The organism is Providencia sp. PROV209 (genome assembly GCF_028479485.1).
In the GTDB taxonomy this organism is placed as follows: Bacteria; Pseudomonadota; Gammaproteobacteria; order Enterobacterales; family Enterobacteriaceae; genus Providencia; species Providencia alcalifaciens.
In genome coordinates this window covers 193186-211760 of the sequence record NZ_JAMPNR010000002.1, presented here as the reverse complement: position 1 = coordinate 211760, position 18575 = coordinate 193186, and the positions used below count along the sequence as shown (strand labels likewise).

General features: G+C 39.4%; 18 protein-coding genes and 3 tRNA genes. 10 read left to right on the top strand and 11 right to left on the bottom strand.

Annotation, left to right across the window (positions count from 1 at the left end; all coding sequences use genetic code 11):
* Window positions 1-225: 225 nt before the first annotated feature.
* Window positions 226-738, bottom strand: coding sequence for a flagella biosynthesis regulatory protein FliZ (gene fliZ / locus PR795_RS03525; protein WP_006657480.1), 513 nt, complete (start codon window positions 736-738; stop codon window positions 226-228).
* A gap of 1010 nt (window positions 739-1748) precedes the next feature.
* Between fliZ and PR795_RS03520 the strand changes: the two genes are divergently transcribed.
* A complete protein-coding gene (locus tag PR795_RS03520) occupies window positions 1749-2060 on the top strand; it encodes a DUF5339 domain-containing protein (protein ID WP_006657479.1) in 312 nt (103 codons plus the stop codon).
* Window positions 2061-2186: 126 nt separating this feature from the next.
* Window positions 2187-2906, top strand: a complete 720-nt coding sequence (locus tag PR795_RS03515; RefSeq protein WP_181480746.1) for an IpaB/EvcA family protein — start codon at window positions 2187-2189, stop codon at window positions 2904-2906.
* A 45-nt stretch (window positions 2907-2951) separates the two neighbouring features.
* Here the strand turns inward: PR795_RS03515 and mgtA are convergent, their stop codons facing one another.
* The 3 genes from mgtA to cspE all read right to left on the bottom strand — a co-directional run bounded on the left by mgtA (window position 2952) and on the right by cspE (window position 7196).
* A complete protein-coding gene (gene mgtA / locus PR795_RS03510) occupies window positions 2952-5654 on the bottom strand; it encodes a magnesium-translocating P-type ATPase (RefSeq protein WP_181480745.1) in 2703 nt (900 codons plus the stop codon).
* Between the two features lie 145 nt (window positions 5655-5799).
* Entirely contained in the window at window positions 5800-6498 is a 699-nt protein-coding gene (locus PR795_RS03505) for an MgtC family protein (RefSeq protein WP_006662068.1), read from the bottom strand.
* A 485-nt stretch (window positions 6499-6983) separates the two neighbouring features.
* On the bottom strand, window positions 6984-7196 hold the full coding sequence (gene cspE, locus PR795_RS03500; RefSeq protein WP_004909801.1) for a transcription antiterminator/RNA stability regulator CspE: 213 nt from the start codon (window positions 7194-7196) through the stop codon (window positions 6984-6986).
* 480 nt (window positions 7197-7676) lie between these two features.
* Here cspE and PR795_RS03495 point away from each other — a divergent pair, with 480 nt between their 5' ends.
* The 7 genes from PR795_RS03495 (at window position 7677) to PR795_RS03465 (ending at window position 11672) form a co-directional block, all read left to right on the top strand.
* Complete coding sequence (locus tag PR795_RS03495; RefSeq protein ID WP_006662069.1) at window positions 7677-8180, top strand: YlaC family protein; 504 nt, start codon at window positions 7677-7679, stop codon at window positions 8178-8180.
* Window positions 8181-8316: 136 nt separating this feature from the next.
* A tRNA-Asn gene (locus tag PR795_RS03490) sits at window positions 8317-8392 on the top strand.
* Window positions 8393-8687: 295 nt separating this feature from the next.
* Window positions 8688-8763, top strand: a tRNA-Asn gene (locus tag PR795_RS03485).
* Between the two features lie 277 nt (window positions 8764-9040).
* Window positions 9041-9116 (top strand) — tRNA-Asn (locus PR795_RS03480).
* Window positions 9117-9308: 192 nt separating this feature from the next.
* Window positions 9309-10355 (top strand): dihydroorotase, encoded by a 1047-nt coding sequence (pyrC, locus tag PR795_RS03475; RefSeq protein ID WP_181480744.1) that lies wholly within the window; start codon window positions 9309-9311, stop codon window positions 10353-10355.
* 220 nt (window positions 10356-10575) lie between these two features.
* Complete coding sequence (bssS, locus tag PR795_RS03470; protein ID WP_006657918.1) at window positions 10576-10830, top strand: biofilm formation regulator BssS; 255 nt, start codon at window positions 10576-10578, stop codon at window positions 10828-10830.
* Window positions 10831-11078: 248 nt separating this feature from the next.
* Window positions 11079-11672: a LuxR C-terminal-related transcriptional regulator gene (locus PR795_RS03465; RefSeq protein ID WP_232373795.1), complete on the top strand. Its 594-nt coding sequence runs from the start codon at window positions 11079-11081 to the stop codon at window positions 11670-11672.
* A 48-nt stretch (window positions 11673-11720) separates the two neighbouring features.
* Here PR795_RS03465 and trhO read toward each other — a convergent pair whose 3' ends face one another.
* Window positions 11721-12767: an oxygen-dependent tRNA uridine(34) hydroxylase TrhO gene (trhO, locus tag PR795_RS03460; RefSeq protein WP_006662072.1), complete on the bottom strand. Its 1047-nt coding sequence runs from the start codon at window positions 12765-12767 to the stop codon at window positions 11721-11723.
* 283 nt (window positions 12768-13050) lie between these two features.
* On the opposite strand from trhO, the gene PR795_RS03455 reads away from it, so the two are divergent.
* Window positions 13051-13404 carry a ribonuclease G gene (locus tag PR795_RS03455; RefSeq protein ID WP_272516682.1) on the top strand — a complete coding sequence of 118 codons (354 nt, stop codon included), beginning with the start codon at window positions 13051-13053 and terminating at the stop codon, window positions 13402-13404.
* A gap of 62 nt (window positions 13405-13466) precedes the next feature.
* On the opposite strand, the gene PR795_RS03450 is transcribed toward PR795_RS03455, so the two are convergent.
* From PR795_RS03450 to PR795_RS03425, 6 genes are all read right to left on the bottom strand, one after another.
* Window positions 13467-13664, bottom strand: a complete 198-nt coding sequence (locus PR795_RS03450) for an ogr/Delta-like zinc finger family protein (RefSeq protein ID WP_272516681.1) — start codon at window positions 13662-13664, stop codon at window positions 13467-13469.
* 84 nt (window positions 13665-13748) lie between these two features.
* Entirely contained in the window at window positions 13749-14852 is a 1104-nt protein-coding gene (locus tag PR795_RS03445; protein WP_272516680.1) for a phage late control D family protein, read from the bottom strand.
* Window positions 14849-15316 carry a phage tail protein gene (locus tag PR795_RS03440; RefSeq protein ID WP_196712366.1) on the bottom strand — a complete coding sequence of 156 codons (468 nt, stop codon included), beginning with the start codon at window positions 15314-15316 and terminating at the stop codon, window positions 14849-14851. Before PR795_RS03440 ends, PR795_RS03445 begins: the two co-directional genes overlap by 4 nt.
* A gap of 2 nt (window positions 15317-15318) precedes the next feature.
* A complete protein-coding gene (locus PR795_RS03435; RefSeq protein ID WP_272516679.1) occupies window positions 15319-18132 on the bottom strand; it encodes a phage tail tape measure protein in 2814 nt (937 codons plus the stop codon).
* Window positions 18125-18193 carry a GpE family phage tail protein gene (locus PR795_RS18065; RefSeq protein ID WP_336297980.1) on the bottom strand — a complete coding sequence of 23 codons (69 nt, stop codon included), beginning with the start codon at window positions 18191-18193 and terminating at the stop codon, window positions 18125-18127. Before PR795_RS18065 ends, PR795_RS03435 begins: the two co-directional genes overlap by 8 nt.
* A 65-nt stretch (window positions 18194-18258) precedes the next feature.
* On the bottom strand, window positions 18259-18567 hold the full coding sequence (locus tag PR795_RS03425) for a phage tail assembly protein (RefSeq protein ID WP_272516678.1): 309 nt from the start codon (window positions 18565-18567) through the stop codon (window positions 18259-18261).
* Window positions 18568-18575: the final 8 nt, after the last annotated feature.

Genomic DNA, 18575 nt, shown 5'->3' with positions numbered 1-18575 from the left:
TATTTATCTATAAATTTAATTAAATAGCTCCTATTAATTTTTATATTTCATTATTATATTTAATCATAACAGTTGGATAAATTTAATTCTAAAACTGTTTAGTTAATGATTTTTTTATTCTTAATTATTTAAAAATAAAAAAGGTGCCCTATTGGACACCTATTGGCTTATTTTAGTTTTAAAAACAATTGCATAACCAACTATTTTTATTAACTTAAAATATTTTTAGTTTTTTTCTGACTGCCAGCTTAAATATTGCTCATACTTACGTAGCGCAATATTGTAATTACTAAACGCTGAATCAGTCATTTTATCGCTCAACTCTTCTTGCACTTTACTTGCCGTAAAATTCTTCATTGAAAAGTTAGAGGATGATAGTAGCTCATCTAAGCGGCGTAGACGAACAACGTACTCGCGAACGGTGCTATGACTCATTTCTGTCTGTAGGAACAAATACTGTTTAAAAGACATAATATCGAAATAGTCTGTATTACTATTACAGAAAATCTCGCTACAAAAACGACAAAGTGCTGTAAATTGCCCTTGAAGTTCACCCCAAGCCGCTTCATCAACCAAATCGGTCATGTCAGCAATAGCTTCTTTATTTAAGATGCCATCATTGAAAACGAGGGAGATGCGATCAAGCGTTTTATTACAGTGCGCACAATGAGTTTGGCTGTGTTTAAAATCTTTAATATAACGACTTAAAGGCCGTTTCTTTACAATAGAAGCAGACATAATGGTAAAGCCCTGTGTGTAATTTAAAAATAAAAAGTAACAAGATAAATCCGGTTACATACATACCATGCCCATAGCATTAATGAATGTCTGCTATGTTGCATATCGAGATAAGCGTAATGCCTTATCTCATTTCCTTACTTTCCCTTTGTAAGGTGGATCCTTCTGGGAATGTAGTGTAAGAAAATTTATTTCCCTTTGTCCGACGCATTCTAACCTGTCTAAAACACTTTGGCGAATTTCTTATGAGAGTAATTTTGCACGCAAATTTGACCTAGCGTCAACCTAATGAACCTAGTCGTTGTTAACCAAAATAGCAAAATTTTGCCTCTTAAAAGCCAAAAATCGAAAGGAGAGTACCCTTGGAGGCAGAGACTTTACCTGATAACCCCCTTTAGGTTCAAAGAAAATTTAATTTAAAAATCAATATTATATAGTGAAAAGCATTTTATTGATAAATTTGTGATACAGCTCACTTTTCACTTCTATAATCGCATTTTAAATGTACAGCAATTAATTCTATAAATATTCGATAGTCCAGCTTTATCAGTAATGTGTAAATTATTTTTTACGCTAATTCTCAATTTTAATTATTTTTACTGTATATGAAAAAAAGTTATTAATATCACAATAAAAGTTATAAGGAGTTTAACTTTTCCGTATTTGATAATAGTTTTAGTTACTTTTACTTAACGTATTTTTTACAAAACAATCAACTACTCAATAAGGTCTTTATGCTGTTAATCCATATCATGATGTGATTCCAGAAATCACTACGTATTTTTACTCGTGGTTCTTCCTTATGTTTCATACTCCACATTATTCGCTTAAGAAATTCACTAGATAATTATCATTACGAAAGTCATTTATAAAGCATAAATTTTTATATTAAAAATTAACCATATGAATTAATTATCAATTTCCTTTTTAGGATTTGTTACATTGATAAAAGAAGTTCCTCTTATATACTTAATTTGCTTTATATATAAATAATTTTAATAAGGTTGATTATGAAAAAGATGATTTTAGCTTGTGGACTGGGTTTATTGGCACTGACAATCACTGCGTGTTCAGAAGAAGAGAAAAAGGGTCAAGTTGCAGGCGCAACTGAAACTTGTAATGCTTACTTCGCTGAAGTTGATAGCTTAATTGCTAAAGCTTCTGAAAACCCACAAGCCAAAGCTCAATTAGATGCGATGAAAGGCCAGTTAGAAGAAGGTAAAAAGCAAGTTGCCGCTTTACCTAAAGACCAACAAGATCAAGCATGCCAGCAAGGCATTGATGCTATGAAACAAATGAAAACAGCTTTAGGTCTGCAATAAGCCTTTCCTATCCTGTTATTTAAAGAGCCTAAATGGCTCTTTTTTATTGTCTACTGTTTTTTGAAAGTATTCTCATTTTCTTTTTTCTATTATTTAATTTAATAAACATAGTAAAAGGAAATTTTTATGTTTGAATCAGCTATTCAAGCTAATAAACCTATTCAAATAACATCAAAGATTGAAGTTAAAAATGAATATAGCCAATTAAGTCAGAAGTTATTAAATGTTTCAAATAAATATATTACATTCACAATCAATAATTATAGCATTTCATTCAATGAAAGGGTATTGATGGATTATGTTTTTAAATCTGTACAAGAAATAACCCCGGAAGATACTCAAGCTATTGAGCATTGGAAAAAACAAGAAAAAATTATTCAGCTATCATCTACTTTTAATCGAACTTTCGATGCTACAAGAGAAGATTTTGCTAATCGCTATCGCCATGTTTCTTTGAAGCTTAGCAAGGAAAATAAACAAAAAATTTATAATCAAGTCCACCGTAAACTTCAATTCGGTAGTTATACGTTCCTGCCTAACGCAGCACAAAAATCAATTGAACACATACTATATAATAACAATGAAATAGCGATGGCAATCCAGCGATTAGCTTGCCAACATAATATCTCTGATCAAAAAACCATTAATTATATTACCAATTATATTAATTCAACAATTAACGATGAACTATGTCAGCGCCTATTTCCAGATTTACCTCTAAATGAAATTAAGCAGAAAACAAAATATCTGACCTCAAAATTATTTGACAAGCTAATAGACCATGAAAAATACATCTATTGGCAAAACTATTATGGATTATCAGCAAGCCAGCAAACGAGAGTGTAATTTTCTTCTTGCAGGTCACTCCAGTATGGAGTGACCTATTTTACGTTACAACCAAGTCCCGAAGCGTTTAATATAAATGTGCTTCATTCCTTGAGCGACAAAACAGTAACTGACTAATGTCAACACTAACCAAGGGAAATATTCCATTGGTAAAGGCTGTAGACCAATCATAGTGCCAAAGGACGAGAATGGAATATAAAGTCCAAGCGCCATAATAATCCCTGTCGTCAATAATACAGGTAATGCCGCCGTACTCTGAATAAATGGAATTTTTTGTGTTCGTAGCATATGAACCACCAAGGTTTGCGATAATAATCCTTCAACAAACCAACCGGATTGAAATAGCGCTTCATGTGCCACGCTATTGGCTTGGAACACATACCACATCAACGCAAATGTTGTGATATCAAAAATAGAGGATGTTGGGCCAATCCAAATCATAAATCGTCCAATATTTTTTGCATCCCATTTACGCGGTCGTTTTAAAAATTCTTTGTCCATTTTGTCCCAAGGTAATGCTAATTGGGACATATCGTACAGCAAGTTTTGAACAAGTAAATGAATAGCTAACATGGGTAAGAAGGGAATAAATGCACTGGCAATCAGTACGGAAAAGACATTTCCAAAGTTAGAGCTGGCGGTCATATTTAAATATTTAATAATATTCCCAAAGGTCTCCCTACCCTTAATAACCCCTTGCTCCAACACCATTAAATCTTTTTCTAGTAGAATAATATCCGCAGACTCTTTCGCAATATCGGTACCTGTATCCACAGAGATCCCAACATCCGCATCCCGTAAAGCCGGTGCATCGTTAATCCCATCCCCCAGAAAACCAACGGTATGTCCATTGGCTTGTAACAGTTTTAAAATTCGAGATTTTTGTAAAGGCGTTAATTTACAGAATACCGAAACTTGCTCAACCTTGACTTTCAAATCATCATCATTCATTGCCTCAACTTCAAGACCAGTCATGATCTCATCGATATTGAGCCCCACATCATGGCAAATTTTTTCCGTGATCACCGCATTATCACCCGTGAGAACTTTCACCATGACACCGTTTTCTCTTAACGCTGCGATGGCAGAAATAGCACTTTCTTTCGCGGGATCTAAAAACGTAAGAATACCTTGTAATTCAAGCTGCTGCTCAGCTTGGGCTGATAACGGTAATGAAGCTTCAGCATCATTTAATGAGCGTGTTGCTAACAACAATACTCGAAAACCCTGTTTATTATAATCACTGACCAACTCCGCAATCCTAGCTTTCGCGTGATCATCTAATAAAACTGAGTGCCCATCTTGCTGATAACTTTGGCAAACCGCCAACATTTCTTCAGCAGCCCCTTTGCAGATCAGTAACGCTTCTCCCTCCGGAGTTTTTACCGTCACAGAGAGTTTTCGGCGAATAAAGTCAAAGGGTAGCTCGTCAATTTTTTGGTAAGCTTTTAACTGCTCAACTTTATCATTGCCACGACCGCGCCGAATAATGGCTTGGTCCATCATGTTTTTAGCACCACTTTGATGGAAGCTGTTCAACCAAGCTAATTGTAAAATTCGGCTATCTTTTTGCCCATTACTGTCGAGATAATGCTCTAAAATAATACGATCTTGTGTCAATGTTCCTGTTTTGTCAGTACAGAGTACATCCATCGCACCAAAGTTTTGAATCGCATTGAGACGCTTAACAATAACCTTATGTTTAGACATGGCTATCGCGCCTTTTGCAAGGTTTGAGCTGACAATCATCGGCAACATTTCAGGCGTTAGACCGACCGCAACAGCCAGTGAAAATAGCGTTGCCTCAAACCAATCGCCTTTAGTGAACCCATTGATTAATAAAACAATTGGCACCATGACCAACATAAAGCGAATCAATAGCCAGCTAACACTATTCACTCCACGGTCGAAAGCCGTTTGCGCCCGAGTACCCACTATCGATTTTGCCAGTGAACCTAAGTAGGTTTTACTTCCAGTCGCCACCACAATTCCCCTTGCAGTGCCACTAGTTACATTTGTACCCATCAAACAGATATTTGAAATTTCAAGAAGCTCATTCTCTGTAGGGGATGCAGGTTCCAAACTTTTCGCCGAAACATTCGCCAGCGTGTCATATTTTTCGACTGGAATAGATTCGCCAGTCAGAATTGCTTGGCTAATAAATAGATCACGAGATTCAACTAATTTCAAATCAGCTGGAACCATATCTCCCGCAGATAATAAAACAATATCTCCAGGAACTAAGCACTTGATTGGCACTTCCTTGCGGGTAGAGCGCCCTGTTCTATTATCACGACGAAATACCGTTGCGGTTGTTCGTACCAACGATTTCAAAGCTTCAGCGGCTTTATTAGTGCGATATTCTTGCCAAAAACGTAGCAACCCACTTAATACAACCATCGTCACAATAATGATAACGCCAGTTAAGTCAGTTTCTTCACCTTGACGTTTTGGGATCACGTAATCCGTAAAAAAGCTCACAATCGCAAGAATCATCAAAACAAAAATGAATGGGTTTTTAAAAGAAGTGAGTAATTGCTTCCAAGCTGGGGGCGCTTTTTCATGAGCAACTTCATTCTCGCCTTCAATGACTAAGCGATCTAAAGCCTCATTTTCAGAGAGACCTAAAAGGTTAGTTTGGTATTCATTGAGAACTTGCTCAATGTTTTTGCTCGCTTGTTCGCCAACAATGAATTTTTGGCGTGCGGGGGCTTTTGCGCCTTTGCGCGGATGCCTTATTTCAGTCATAACGTTATCTCTATGAGTACAGCTGTACTTTCAAAACGCTATCTGACTGAAAATATTGTATTTTAGCCAGATAGCTCCTGTTTATATCTCCAAGACGGAGGGTGATCGTCCATTTCGGCTCCTTTAATCAGTTAATTTTCGGCAATCAAGCGGGTAGCTCAGATGCCACTTTCCAATTGATGGCACTAACACTTTGTTCAAGGCTAATGCGGCATACCAATGCTTCAATCTCTTTTTGCTCCGCAGGGGTAGCAAGGAACTCTGCGCACACTTCCAGCTGTTCTGATTTCAATGTATCTGCACTACTCAGTGACTGTAGGCGAATATGCAATCCATTTATGGCTTGTAAAATCAACGTTCTAACCAGAATTTCATCACCTTGGTGACACATCACTCGAATTTTATAACGCTGTTCCACATCTAATGCTTGTTGTTGTGGCTGGCGATTAATTTTTGCTGCAGCCTCTCGCAATAAAATATTTGCACATAAAATCAATAAAGTAGCCATTATCGCTAGTGAATATTGCCCCAAACCGCATAACACGCCAATCCCTGCTGAGCACCACAATGTTGCTGCTGTATTCAGTCCTCTAATATTCATGCCTTCACGCATAATCACCCCTGCGCCTAAAAAACCAATTCCTGACACAATTTGTGCAGCAATTCGACCAGGGCTATCCGGTGAAGTGGTTACTGAACTCAAAATAAATACCGCCGCTCCCGTGGCAACTAATGCATTCGTGCGTAATCCCGCCATCCTTTGACGCCATTGGCGCTCAGCGCCAATTAATGCACCAAGGCACATAGCGGATAAAAGATTTAATATCTCGTGAGTGAAAAACATAATGATCCCTCCATCAAATAATGGATAACAATTAATGAGCATAATAAAAAGCCCATGCCAAAATACTGAATAAATAAATATTCAGTATTTAATGGCTATTGCCTGGAGGGAATAGAGAATAAATATAAACTGTCATGATACACACTCACTGCAACAGTGATCATTCCATCTAAAAATGAAATTTATTATTTAAATCAGGGAGTATGAGTGATGAGATACATCAGATACCGCCCGCCATCGTGGCAAGCAGTTAATAGAAGAGATTATTAATTACTTGCCAATTAAATTAAGTTTTTATGACAACTCTGACTGTCCAAGTAATTTATCTCCAATAGGTTAATGTGCCCTGAGTATAGATGTGGCAAATTATTAAGTAAAGATTTAAATATTAATTATTTTTTCGTATTAATTTATTAAATTCTACACATACGAAAAAGCCCGTCCTTAAAAAGGACGGACTTTAGAAAATCAGTTAAGCAATTAGCTTAGATAGCAGTTACGTTAGCAGCTGCTGGGCCTTTTGCACCGTTTTCAATGGTGAATTCAACTTGCTGGCCTTCTGCCAGAGTTTTGAAACCATTGCCCTGAATGGCAGAGAAGTGGACGAAAACGTCTTTGCTACCATCAGCTGGAGTGATGAAACCGAAGCCTTTAGACTCGTTGAACCACTTAACTTGACCTTTCATTTTGTCGGACATTTGACTTTTTCCTATATAACATCAAAAAAACTTGCCTTTTGGCATATACGGGCCAGAGTCAACTATTTAATCAGGGAAACACTAAGATGAAGCGTCACGGTCAAAGGCTATCTGTGATAACTTTTTTCTTTAGAACACACTAACTCAGTACTCGTACATCAAATAGGACTGCTAAACAGGCCGATGCTCATTAACTCATGACTTTGAGATAATAGCAACTATTTTATACATGTAATCTCAAAAATATTGCCATTTTTTCGGGTACATCACTTTTGAGTAGGATTATGTTAACAAAAAAGCTGCATTTTATTGATATTTTAAAGATTTATTTAGACACAACCATCCCCTTTTCTTGAAAGAAGACGAAATAAACCTGAAATAATGACAATCCAGTTAAATATTTTTTTTAACTGATATATAACAATTCATTCCCTCCATGATACCCTCCTAGTATAGATATCTGACAGAGAGTCACTTACCATGGATATTATCAAACAAATACTTATCGACGACTTAAATACCATCAACCAACGTGAGCAACGTGATGGTAAACCTTACTTTAATAGCCAATTTCTCGCTAACCACCCTTATTTATGTATTGGGATGATTGCAGCCTATTTACCACTTGCTGTAATCTTATGGTATGCCCCCTACTTTGGACCTTATTGGACTCTGGGAATAACCCTCTTATTTATTATACTGGCAAGTGTTCTGCTATTTGATATCAAACCAGTTTACCATTTTGAAGATATTGGCGTGTTAGATTTGCGCGTTTGCTATAACGGCGAATGGTTTGTCACTGAAACTGTATCGGAAGACGCGTTAAATAAAATGCTAGAATCGCCGGAAGTCAGCACGGCTAACAAACAGGAAATTTCTCGTTTGTTAGCATTGAAGGGGTCTATCTCCTTTTATGATATCTATCATATTGCCTATCCCGAAGTTTCTGCGCCAACACAAGTTACTTTAGCCGCTCAAAATTAAAACGTTATCAACAATATAGCGTAGTTTTTATTCGTAATGAGCAGCGAATGAGCAATTGAATTTATTTTCTATTTTTATCGTTGACAGGTCGAGGTGATATCGTTAATATTCGCCTCGTTCTCAGGAACAACCCAATTCCTCCATAGTTCAGTCGGTAGAACGGCGGACTGTTAATCCGTATGTCGCTGGTTCAAGTCCAGCTGGAGGAGCCAAATTTAAGAAGCCCGCTCAGGTTATCCTAGCGGGCTTCTTGCTTTCTAGCTTATTCTCATGTTGTACGCTTCCGCTTATCGACTCTTCAATTCTGATACATGACCTCGTGATTTTAATTCTTTCCCCCTACACAACTCAAAATAATATCGACAAAGACCTTCGTTTTTATCGTCAAGGCATAAATAACCACCACTTTGTTTATTTAACAACCGGTTGGTCGTTTTTTTGAATTTTATGCTTTACAACTGCCTATAGGCTGGGTAATATGCGCCTCGTTCTCAGGAACAACCCAATTCCTCCATAGTTCAGTCGGTAGAACGGCGGACTGTTAATCCGTATGTCGCTGGTTCAAGTCCAGCTGGAGGAGCCAAATTTAAGAAGCCCGCTCAGGTTATCCTAGCGGGCTTCTTGCTTTCTATCTTTCACTACTTTCTATTTCCTACCATTTTCACTCATCCATTCTTAAACCCAACCTTTTTAACCGATTCTTTTTTCAACAGTTTTCTATCATTCCTCTTTCCTTAGCACCTTGTTAGATCAAAATTCTATCGATTCGTGCAGATAACAGGCAAACGAACTTATTTTGTCATTTTCCCCTTTGACATTAGTGATTCAGAACGCTAATATCCTCTGCGTGTTAAGGGAGTTCCTCCATAGTTCAGTCGGTAGAACGGCGGACTGTTAATCCGTATGTCGCTGGTTCGAGTCCAGCTGGAGGAGCCAACTTAATATTTCCTTTCTTTGTCCTATTCTTATTTAATTTCTTTATTTTCCAATGCGTTAAAAAATCCTCTAGCAAAATAATTTCCATTTATCTTGTCCTTGATCATAGCTATTTAATCGTTTTCGTTTTATCATTCTTTCCCGGCTTGAGCATCTGCTCATCACTCATCCCCCCTTTATGGAGCCGGTTTAATGACAACTGTAACTACCCTAACGATCCGCCGCCCTGATGATTGGCATGTTCATTTTCGCGATAATGAAATGTTAAATACAGTCGTGCCGTTCACTAGCCAATTTTTTGGTCGTGCCATTGTCATGCCTAACCTCGTACCACCCGTTACCACAGTGGAAGCCGCAAAAGCTTATCGCGAGCGTATCAAGCAAGCAGTTCCAGCAGGACATCAATTTACCCCGCTGATGACATGCTATTTAACAGATACAACCGATGCTAATGAATTAATCCGTGGCTTTAATGAAGGTGTATTTACCGCCTGTAAATTATACCCAGCAAATGCCACAACTAACTCTAGCCATGGTGTATCCGATATTAAGAAAATTTATCCTGTTTTAGCTGCGATGGAACAGGCTGGGATGCCACTGCTCATTCACGGTGAAGTGACCGCTAGCCATATTGATATCTTTGATCGTGAAGCGCTATTTATTGAACACGTCATGCACCCATTACGTGCTCAATTCCCTCAGTTAAAAGTCGTTTTTGAACACATCACCACAAAAGAAGCCGCACAATATGTGTTAGATGCGAACGAATTTACTGCGGCAACATTAACGCCCCAACATTTAATGTTTAACCGTAACCACATGCTAGTGGGCGGCGTTCGACCACACCTGTACTGCTTACCTATTCTAAAACGAAATGTTCACCAAGAAGCGTTACGGGCTGCCGTCGCATCCGGTTGTGATCGCTTCTTCTTAGGTACTGATACCGCTCCTCATGTTCAGTCACGTAAGGAAACCTCGTGTGGTTGCGCTGGCGTATTTAATGCTCCAACCGCACTAGCGGCATACGCTACTGTATTCGAAGAGTTAGATGCCTTGGCTCATTTTGAAGCATTCTGCTCACTGAATGGACCTAAATTTTACGGATTGCCTGTTAATGAAGGGCACATTACATTGACCAAAGCTGAAAATATAATGTGTGAATCTATTGCTTGTGGAACAGATAAATTAATCCCATTCTTAGCGGGTGAAGATTGCGGTTGGACAATCAAAGTAAGCTAATAACATTTTGATGTGGAAAGGTTTTATCCTTTTCACATCTTTTCTTGAACGAATCTTCAACTATTTTTTTAATTTTTATTAAAATTCATAGAAAAAATAGATTTATTACTATCATATTAAAAAAATCTTCTTATACTAGATATAGCTCGTTCTGAGTTACCTGCTCTTAGTCAGTAATAGATATTCATTATTTATCACGATGTTTGATTAGGAGGTCTAAATGAATAGAAAAAATGATGTAATCCAAACTCACCCTGTTGTTGGCTGGGATATCAGTACTGTCGATGCCTATGACGCGATGATGCTACGCTTACATTACCTCCCCGAACAAAACAATAGTCCAGATAGCGCTATTGTGGATAAAACCATGTGGCTGACGACTGATGTAGCCAAACAGCTGATTAATATTCTTCAGGCTGGAATTGATAAGATTGAGTCTGGCGAATATCTTGAATCTGATTTCAAAACGCATTAATACCGTAGCAGGCAAAAGAATGGATATTTGTCTAACAACAAATATCCATTCGTTATCATCTCGCCATTCACATTCCCATTATTAATAAATGATTATTTTATATTTACTTTTAGCAATTAAATAAAAACTATCAATTATGAATTAATTGCAAATACAAGCACTAATTTATTATTTTTATTATTACTTTATTGACTTCAATATCAATTCCAATTTATTGTAACACTCTTTTCTGGACAAGGATGTTCCCTATGAGAATATTAGTTATTGATGAGTGTTATTATACCCGACTTGGTATTACCGAATATTTATCGTCTAATAGAAAATTAAAATTTATTAGTACAGGGTGCATTGAAGAAGGTATTCAATATATAATTAATTACTCACCTAGTATTGTGTTGGTAAATTTAACCTACTATTGTCACTATTCAAGTTATTGCCCAGTTTTAAAGGCATTACTAAATAGTTCTAATAGCGTTCGATTCTATATTTACATCAATGCCGCATACCCACTAACCGACAAACCTTTGTTATTGAAGGGTAATTTCTTTATAATGTCAAAGAATATTATGACTCAAACATTAGATAAAGTAATTATCGATTCTGAACAAATAGAGAAAATAACCAAACTTGCTAATAATAATGATTCATCTATTTTCACCATAAAAGAACAGAGCATAATTAATAACTGGATGAATGAAACACCCAATCATATTATTTCCAGAAAATTAGGAATCAGTAACAGCACTGTTTACTCACAAAAACGACATATCACGTCAAAAGTATTTGTTAAGAATAGGATTGAGTTATTTTTTATTTATAATGTTTTTAAATATCTTTATTAATAAAAAAGCCCTTATTAAAAGGGCTTTTCCTATTAGAAGTTAGAGTAATTATTTTTCGCTATTTAATAACCCATCCGCTAAACGGTGACGAGATTTATTAAATATTTTATTACTTACTTCTCGACCTGCACGGCGAGCACGCTGCTCTTCTTCAGGTAATTTCATCTCTTCAGTACATGCATGGCTACAGCATCCTTCATATTTTTCAGCGCAACTTGGGCATTGAATAAATAATAAGTGACAGCCATCATTTTTGCAGTTTGTGTGGGTATCACACTCATCACCACATTGGTGGCAGTGTGCTAATGTATCATCAGTGATACGCTCACCCATGCGGTTATCGAACACAAAGTTTTTACCTTTGAAGCGTAATGGCAAACCTTGTTCTTTTGCTTTGCGCGCATATTCAATGATCCCACCTTCCACATGATAAACATTAGGGAAGCCGTTATGTAGCATGTAAGCACTCGCTTTTTCACAGCGAATACCACCAGTGCAATACATCACCACATTTTTATCTTTCTGATCTTGTAGCATTTCAACCGCCATTGGCAGTTGATCTCTAAACGTATCAGAAGGGATTTCTATCGCATTATCAAAGTGACCCACTTCATATTCATAGTGGTTACGCATATCGACAAAAATTGTGTTTGGGTCGTCAATCATTTCATTGACTTGTTCAGCCTTTAGATACTGCCCTGTATTCGCAGGGTTAAACGTTTCATCATCAATACCATCAGCAACAACTCGGTCACGCACTTTCATGCGTAGTACCCAAAATGATTTGCCGTCATCATCAATAGCGATATTTAGACGCAGACCATTTAAAGCTGGCTCTGTCGTATAAATAAGTTCACGCAATGCATCCACATTAGATGCAGGGACGCTAATTTGAGCGTTTATCCCTTCTTTTGCAATATAGACACGACCAAATACACTCAACGCTTTGAATTGTTGGTACCATTCATTACGAAATGCAATAGGATCTTGAATATTAAAATATTTATAAAAAGAAATAGTGGTACGTGGCTCGACTTCCGCCAACATACGTTCTTTTAGAATTTTATTTGAAACTTGGTTATGTAACACTGGCATGGTGTTCTCTTTTCCTTTGTAACTAGTTAATATTTAAAGCATAAAATCATGTAGTGTCCACGAAGTGTCCACACTCGACCATTATCAATATTATCGCTGTTATTTTGTTAATAAAAAACCCCTAATGTTAAGGGGTTTTTATTTTTCATTAGTCAATACAGGTTAATAATTATTACCCCTCTCATAATTGACTTCCATTAATTTGACTTATGTACACCTTCATGTATGATGCCACCCGAAAATTTACATAAGATTAATTTAATAAAATATATAAGGTGTCTGGATGTCATACTCGAATAAGGCTGTTCCTCAAGAAATCAAGCGCTGGAATTGGGGTGCTTTCGTTTTTAATATTATCTGGGGGTTTGGTAATAAATCCTATCTTCCTTTACTTGCTTTAATTCCGGTGTTTAATCTTGTTTGGATTTTTGTATGTGGCTTTAAAGGTAATGAATGGGCTTGGAAAAATGGAGATTATGAGTCCGTCGAAACTTTCATGAAAGTACAAGAGACATGGAATCGGGCGGGGTTGATTTATTTTGTTGTATCCATCATTTTTATGGCTATCTTTTTCCTGTTCTTTTTCTCTACCATGATGGCAGTAATTGCAGGTGCTGCCTCTCAAAGCCACTACTAGTTAGTAAGTGCAGGTTAATAATTATTTGCCCCTCATATAGAGGGGCTTTAACTATCAAGCTGTTAAACAGCGCCTGCGCACAAATCCACTGAATTAACTTTGTTTGGCTTAACAATAAATCGTGAAACAGATTCGTGGCTGATGAATGTTGCACTGCAATTAACATTCTGGCATTGGTTGTGGTTTTCTTTGGTTTCGTTAGTGATATAACGTGAAGTACGAATACGGGCTAGCTCGCCGCAAAGAGGACATTTCATCATGATTCGGTTACCTTTTTCATGATGTTGATATTACGTATATTGTACTGACACTTTATACAGTAGTCATTACTTTTTCTTTATTTTTCATTCACTCATTTCAAGACTTGATACTTTGACTTCCAGCTCAAGTGAGGATGTATACCCACTGTCATTTAATGAATGAGAAACCCGCGTTAATATCCACTCCGCACCGTCAATTTCAGGCTTAAACCCTTGTACTTTAACCGGCATTTCGGGGTAAATATCTGCGCGCCCCTTTGCAAGTTGAATAGAAAATGAAGCAACCCCACGTTGCATCTTTTCCCATGCCGCCTTTGCAGCCCGTTCCGCATTGCCCTTGTTCGCGTAAGTATGTGAAAGCGTTAACGTGTTACCCTCTTCGCCGACAAGATAATCCCCTTGAGGCTCATCCACTTTGGTTTTAGTCGGATCTTTCTTTTTAGTCTTACGCTTGCGCTTTACGTTAACTTCATCTTTTTGTTTCGGCTTGCGTGTATTTAGCCAACTTGCAATGACGCCGGTGTATGCCCCACGGTCTGCCAACGTAAACCGGTAACTATCACCTATTTCGCGCGTTAGCAGCAAAGGTGGGATAGGCTTTCCGCTTGCGGTTTTACCACTCCCCTGCGGCATAAATAGCAGTTGCCCATTTTTAATGGTAGCGATAGCGCCCTCTTGCTTGCCCAACCTTGCCAAAAAAGAACCGTCTGACTCATTGGTTTGGTCAATGTGTTTGAGCTTGGTTTTTGCTAACTGGCTCTCAATAACTGGTTCCACATTGTTACGCTGAGCAATCGTTTTGATAATATCGCCGAGGGTTTTGTCGTGGTAAGACATCTCACGCTTCACGTTGAGCGTAGATCTAAAATCCGCACTGCGACCACGAATAGCGATTTTATCCGGCGCCCCGCTGTATTCAATTTCATCAACCGTGAATTTTCCTTTAAAAATTAACGGCTCATTTTTCCAGCCCAGATGAATTGATAATTCCTCGCCCCGCTTAGGTAGCATCATTTTTCCGTCGGCATCGTCGATTTCAATATCAAGTTGGTCGGCTTCAAATCCGCGATTATCCGTTATGTTCAGCGAGATTAATCGCCCTTGTAATCGCTCGTTGATATTCACCGTTCCGGCTGTAATGACATATTGCGGCACCGACTCAAAGCCAGTTAGAAAAAAATCACTCACCCTAGCATTCCTCCAATCCCATTACTGACCGCATCCGTGACAGAGTTTAACTGCTCATTGAGATTACCGAACATCTCAGAGAGTGACTCATCGACCCGTTTTATTGTTAGCGTAAACTCAATTTTTCTGGCTGCGCTATCTTCAAAGAAATCGCTTTTGTTTTCACTTAAACTTTCAATGACATACATCCCATAAATGGTGCCATCACCACCAATAAACGACCACGCCTTACCCGTCTCTGCCATAGCCTGTAAGGCTAACAGCGAGAATTTACCGCCAGTCAATTCAGGGTACAACGTTCCTGACAGGGTAATCGGATCATTCGATGGTCCCAAAAACTGGTAACTGGGTCGTTTACCGATACGATTATGATAACCAAAACGGAATTGATGTTCTCGCTGCATCCCTTGAAATGGTGTTGTTCTCAACTCAAACACAAATAACCCTAACGCTGCCATTGCCATAATTAATACTCCTCACTGTCACGGTATTGGCTACGCTGCGCCGCTTTTTGCTTCCGGTAATACGCTTCAATTTGTCGCGCAACCTCTTGCCCGATATCCTGTGCCGACTGATGCGGTTGAGGATAAATATTAATGATTGGCGCTGGAATAGGCTGACTGGATGGTGCCGTGGATTTAGCCCCTGCATTAACCGCATACGGGTGGATAGGCTTTGCACTCACCGGCTCAGCTAATGAACCTAGTGTCATTGCCGCCGCCATTGCCATGGCTGCCGTATTTCGTCTGCTGGTCACACGAGCAGGACCCTCGACAATTTCCGCGCCCCGTTCACCGACTATGCCAAATTGACCACGCGGAATAACGCCGCCACTGTCGAACATACCCGCACTTTTCATCCCCGCTTGTAAGACGGTCACTTGATTCATTGCGCGTAAATTTTTAGTTTCATCCGACAGCATCCAATCAGGTAAGAGATCGGTTGCCATTTTTTTAATTTCAGCGAATTGGGCTTTTAATGATTCCCACTTTTCCAGAATCCCGTTTTTAAGGCTATCGATGATCTGTCCGCCGATTTGCTGGAAATATGCCGGTAGATTAGTGACATCATTAATGATTTCATTCCATTTGTCTGAAATGGTCTTTTTAATCAGCGTCCACATATTTGACGTCACAGATACAATGCTATCCCAGTGCTTGTAAATTAATCCCACCGTTGTCCAGTTTAAGATGAAATATTTCACCCACTCCCAAAATTGGGAAAAAGTTTGCTTCACTGCATCCCAAACTTGCGCCGAGTAAGCTGTAATCTGATCCCAGTTCTTAGCAATAGGACCAACTATTGTCCAGTTCATCAAAAATGATTTAATCCAATCCCACGCAGCCGAAAAAATACGACAAACTCCATCCCATAATTTTTTAACGTAAGGAACAATGTCATCCCAATATTTATAAATAAGGTATGCAGCTCCCGCAATCGCCGTAATAATTAAGATAATCGGGTTCGCTAATAAGGCTTTCCCCAGCATCATAAATGCCGCACCCACTAACTTAATCGGCTTGATTAACAATGATAAGAAGCCACTGCCTTTAATACCCAATACCGACAAGCTAAACTTCGCCATCGCGAGTGGTCCAATCATTGCCGCAATCATTAATGAGATACCACCACCCACGGCGAGCAAGGCACCTAGCCCCAAAGTGATCATAGTGATTTGTTTGACTAACTCAGGATTTTTCTTTGCCCATTCACCAAATTGACCAATTAACCCAGTAACTTGCTGCGCAATGCTTCTTAATGGGCTATCTGCGCCGCCAAACACCTGAATGCCGACATCTTCATACGCGGAGGTTAAGTTTTTCAAATCACCGTCAAGATTATCGGTCATGGTTTTAGCCACTTTTTCGGCTTCACCTTTTGCGGCTTTGATTTCTGCAATCATGGCTTGCAGTTGCCCTGACCCCGCTTGATCGGCAAGGACAGACAGCGCTGAGAACGCCTCCTCTCCCGCAATATGTTTGAACAGCCCCGCACGTTGCGCGGTACCCATTTTCTTGGTTTTCTTATCCAATTCCTCAAGAATGGCGGGAAACTCGCGTAAATTCCCTTTTGCATCACGAGTTTTGATACCCAACTTTGTGAGTGCTTCAGCGGCTTGTTTTGGCGGCTCAGCCAAACGCCCCAGAATAGATCGTAAACTGGTACCCGCCATTGAGCCTTGAATACCCGCATCACCCAACTTACCGGCTGCAACGGCTGCCGTTTCTAAATCAACCCCTAACCCTGACGCCACCGGTGCAACATATTTCATGGTATCGCCGAGCATGTTTAAGTTAACGTTTGAGCGTGTAAACGTAGCGACTAACGTGTCGCTCACGCGGTTCATTTCACCCGAATCAAGTTTAAAGCCGGTTAAAATGTTAGAGCCGATATCTGCTGTCGTTGCCAAATCAATATCACCAGCTAACGACATTGACAGCGTACCTTTCATGGCATTTTTAATTTGCTCTGGCTTAAACCCTGCCATGGCATAGAACGCTTGCCCTTGTGCCACTTCATTGGCAGTAAATGCCGTGGTCGCACCCAAGTCACGCGCTTGGGTTCTAAGCATCTTATAATCAGCCGAATCTTTATCTAAGCGTGTTAATGCCTGTACTTTTGACATGCCGACTTCAAAGTCATAGCCGGGTGCCAGCACTTTTTTAGCGGCATACCCCATACCAATACCGGTGGCGGTCATTGCCGCACCCGAACCGGCAATTTTATTTCGCGTGTCCATTGCAGATTGATAGCTATTTCTGGCGCTCGCCATACGCCTCTCTTGCTCAGCACTGCGCTTTAATTGCTGCTCTTGCCGCTGTAATTGCTGAGTTGTCCGAGCTATATCGCTGTTTAATCGCCGCTGCGCCTGCCCGAGTTGGTTTGTTGATATGCCACTCGCTTGCAGCTCGCTACGCTGCCGTTGGACAGATTGCTGTAACTCGCTATATTTATTTTTTAATCGTGAGGCTTCCCGCTGCGCTTTTCTTAACGCATCGGCTTGCTTTCGAGTGGGGTTTTCTGTTGCACTCAGCTCACGGGCTAACGCTGATGCGCGTTGCGTGGCAGCTTGGTAAGCCTGTTGAGTTTCATTGAGTTGTTGTTTTACTTTGCGAAACCCCTCAATCTGTCCAGCCTGTTGATTGAGGGTTTTTAATGCATCACGAGACTGGCGGATAGCTCCCGCCAGTTTTTTATTGGACTCTTGCGCGCTACGAAATGGCTTTGTCAATTTATCGACAGCATTTAGCACGACTTGTAAACGTAGGTTTTTACTCATCACCGTGTCCGCTTCGTTTGTAAGCGCGATAACGCCATTCTAATAATTCGATGAGACTCATTTCGGCGGTTGCCGACGGTTGCCAATGAAAAATGGTGGCGATATCTGCCACCAAATCATCAACGGTTAATCGTTCTGGTAGTCCGTGCGCATCGAGTTCGGTAGCAAAAAATTAACCACCTCAATCGAAAGCAGCACCAGATCAGCAGGGTTCATTGCCATGATTTCAGGCTTAGTCAGAGACGGGGAAGTGATACGCGGCAACACTTCTGACATGGACAATACATCCATATCCATCAACGCTTGTAAACGAACACCACGTAATGCGCCGGTGTTTGGCTTGCGAACCACAACTTCGGTAAGCACTTCCTCACCACGTTTAATTGGCTCATCCAGTTTTACAGTGGCTTGATTTTTTTTCATTTCATCAGTCATTTTATTTT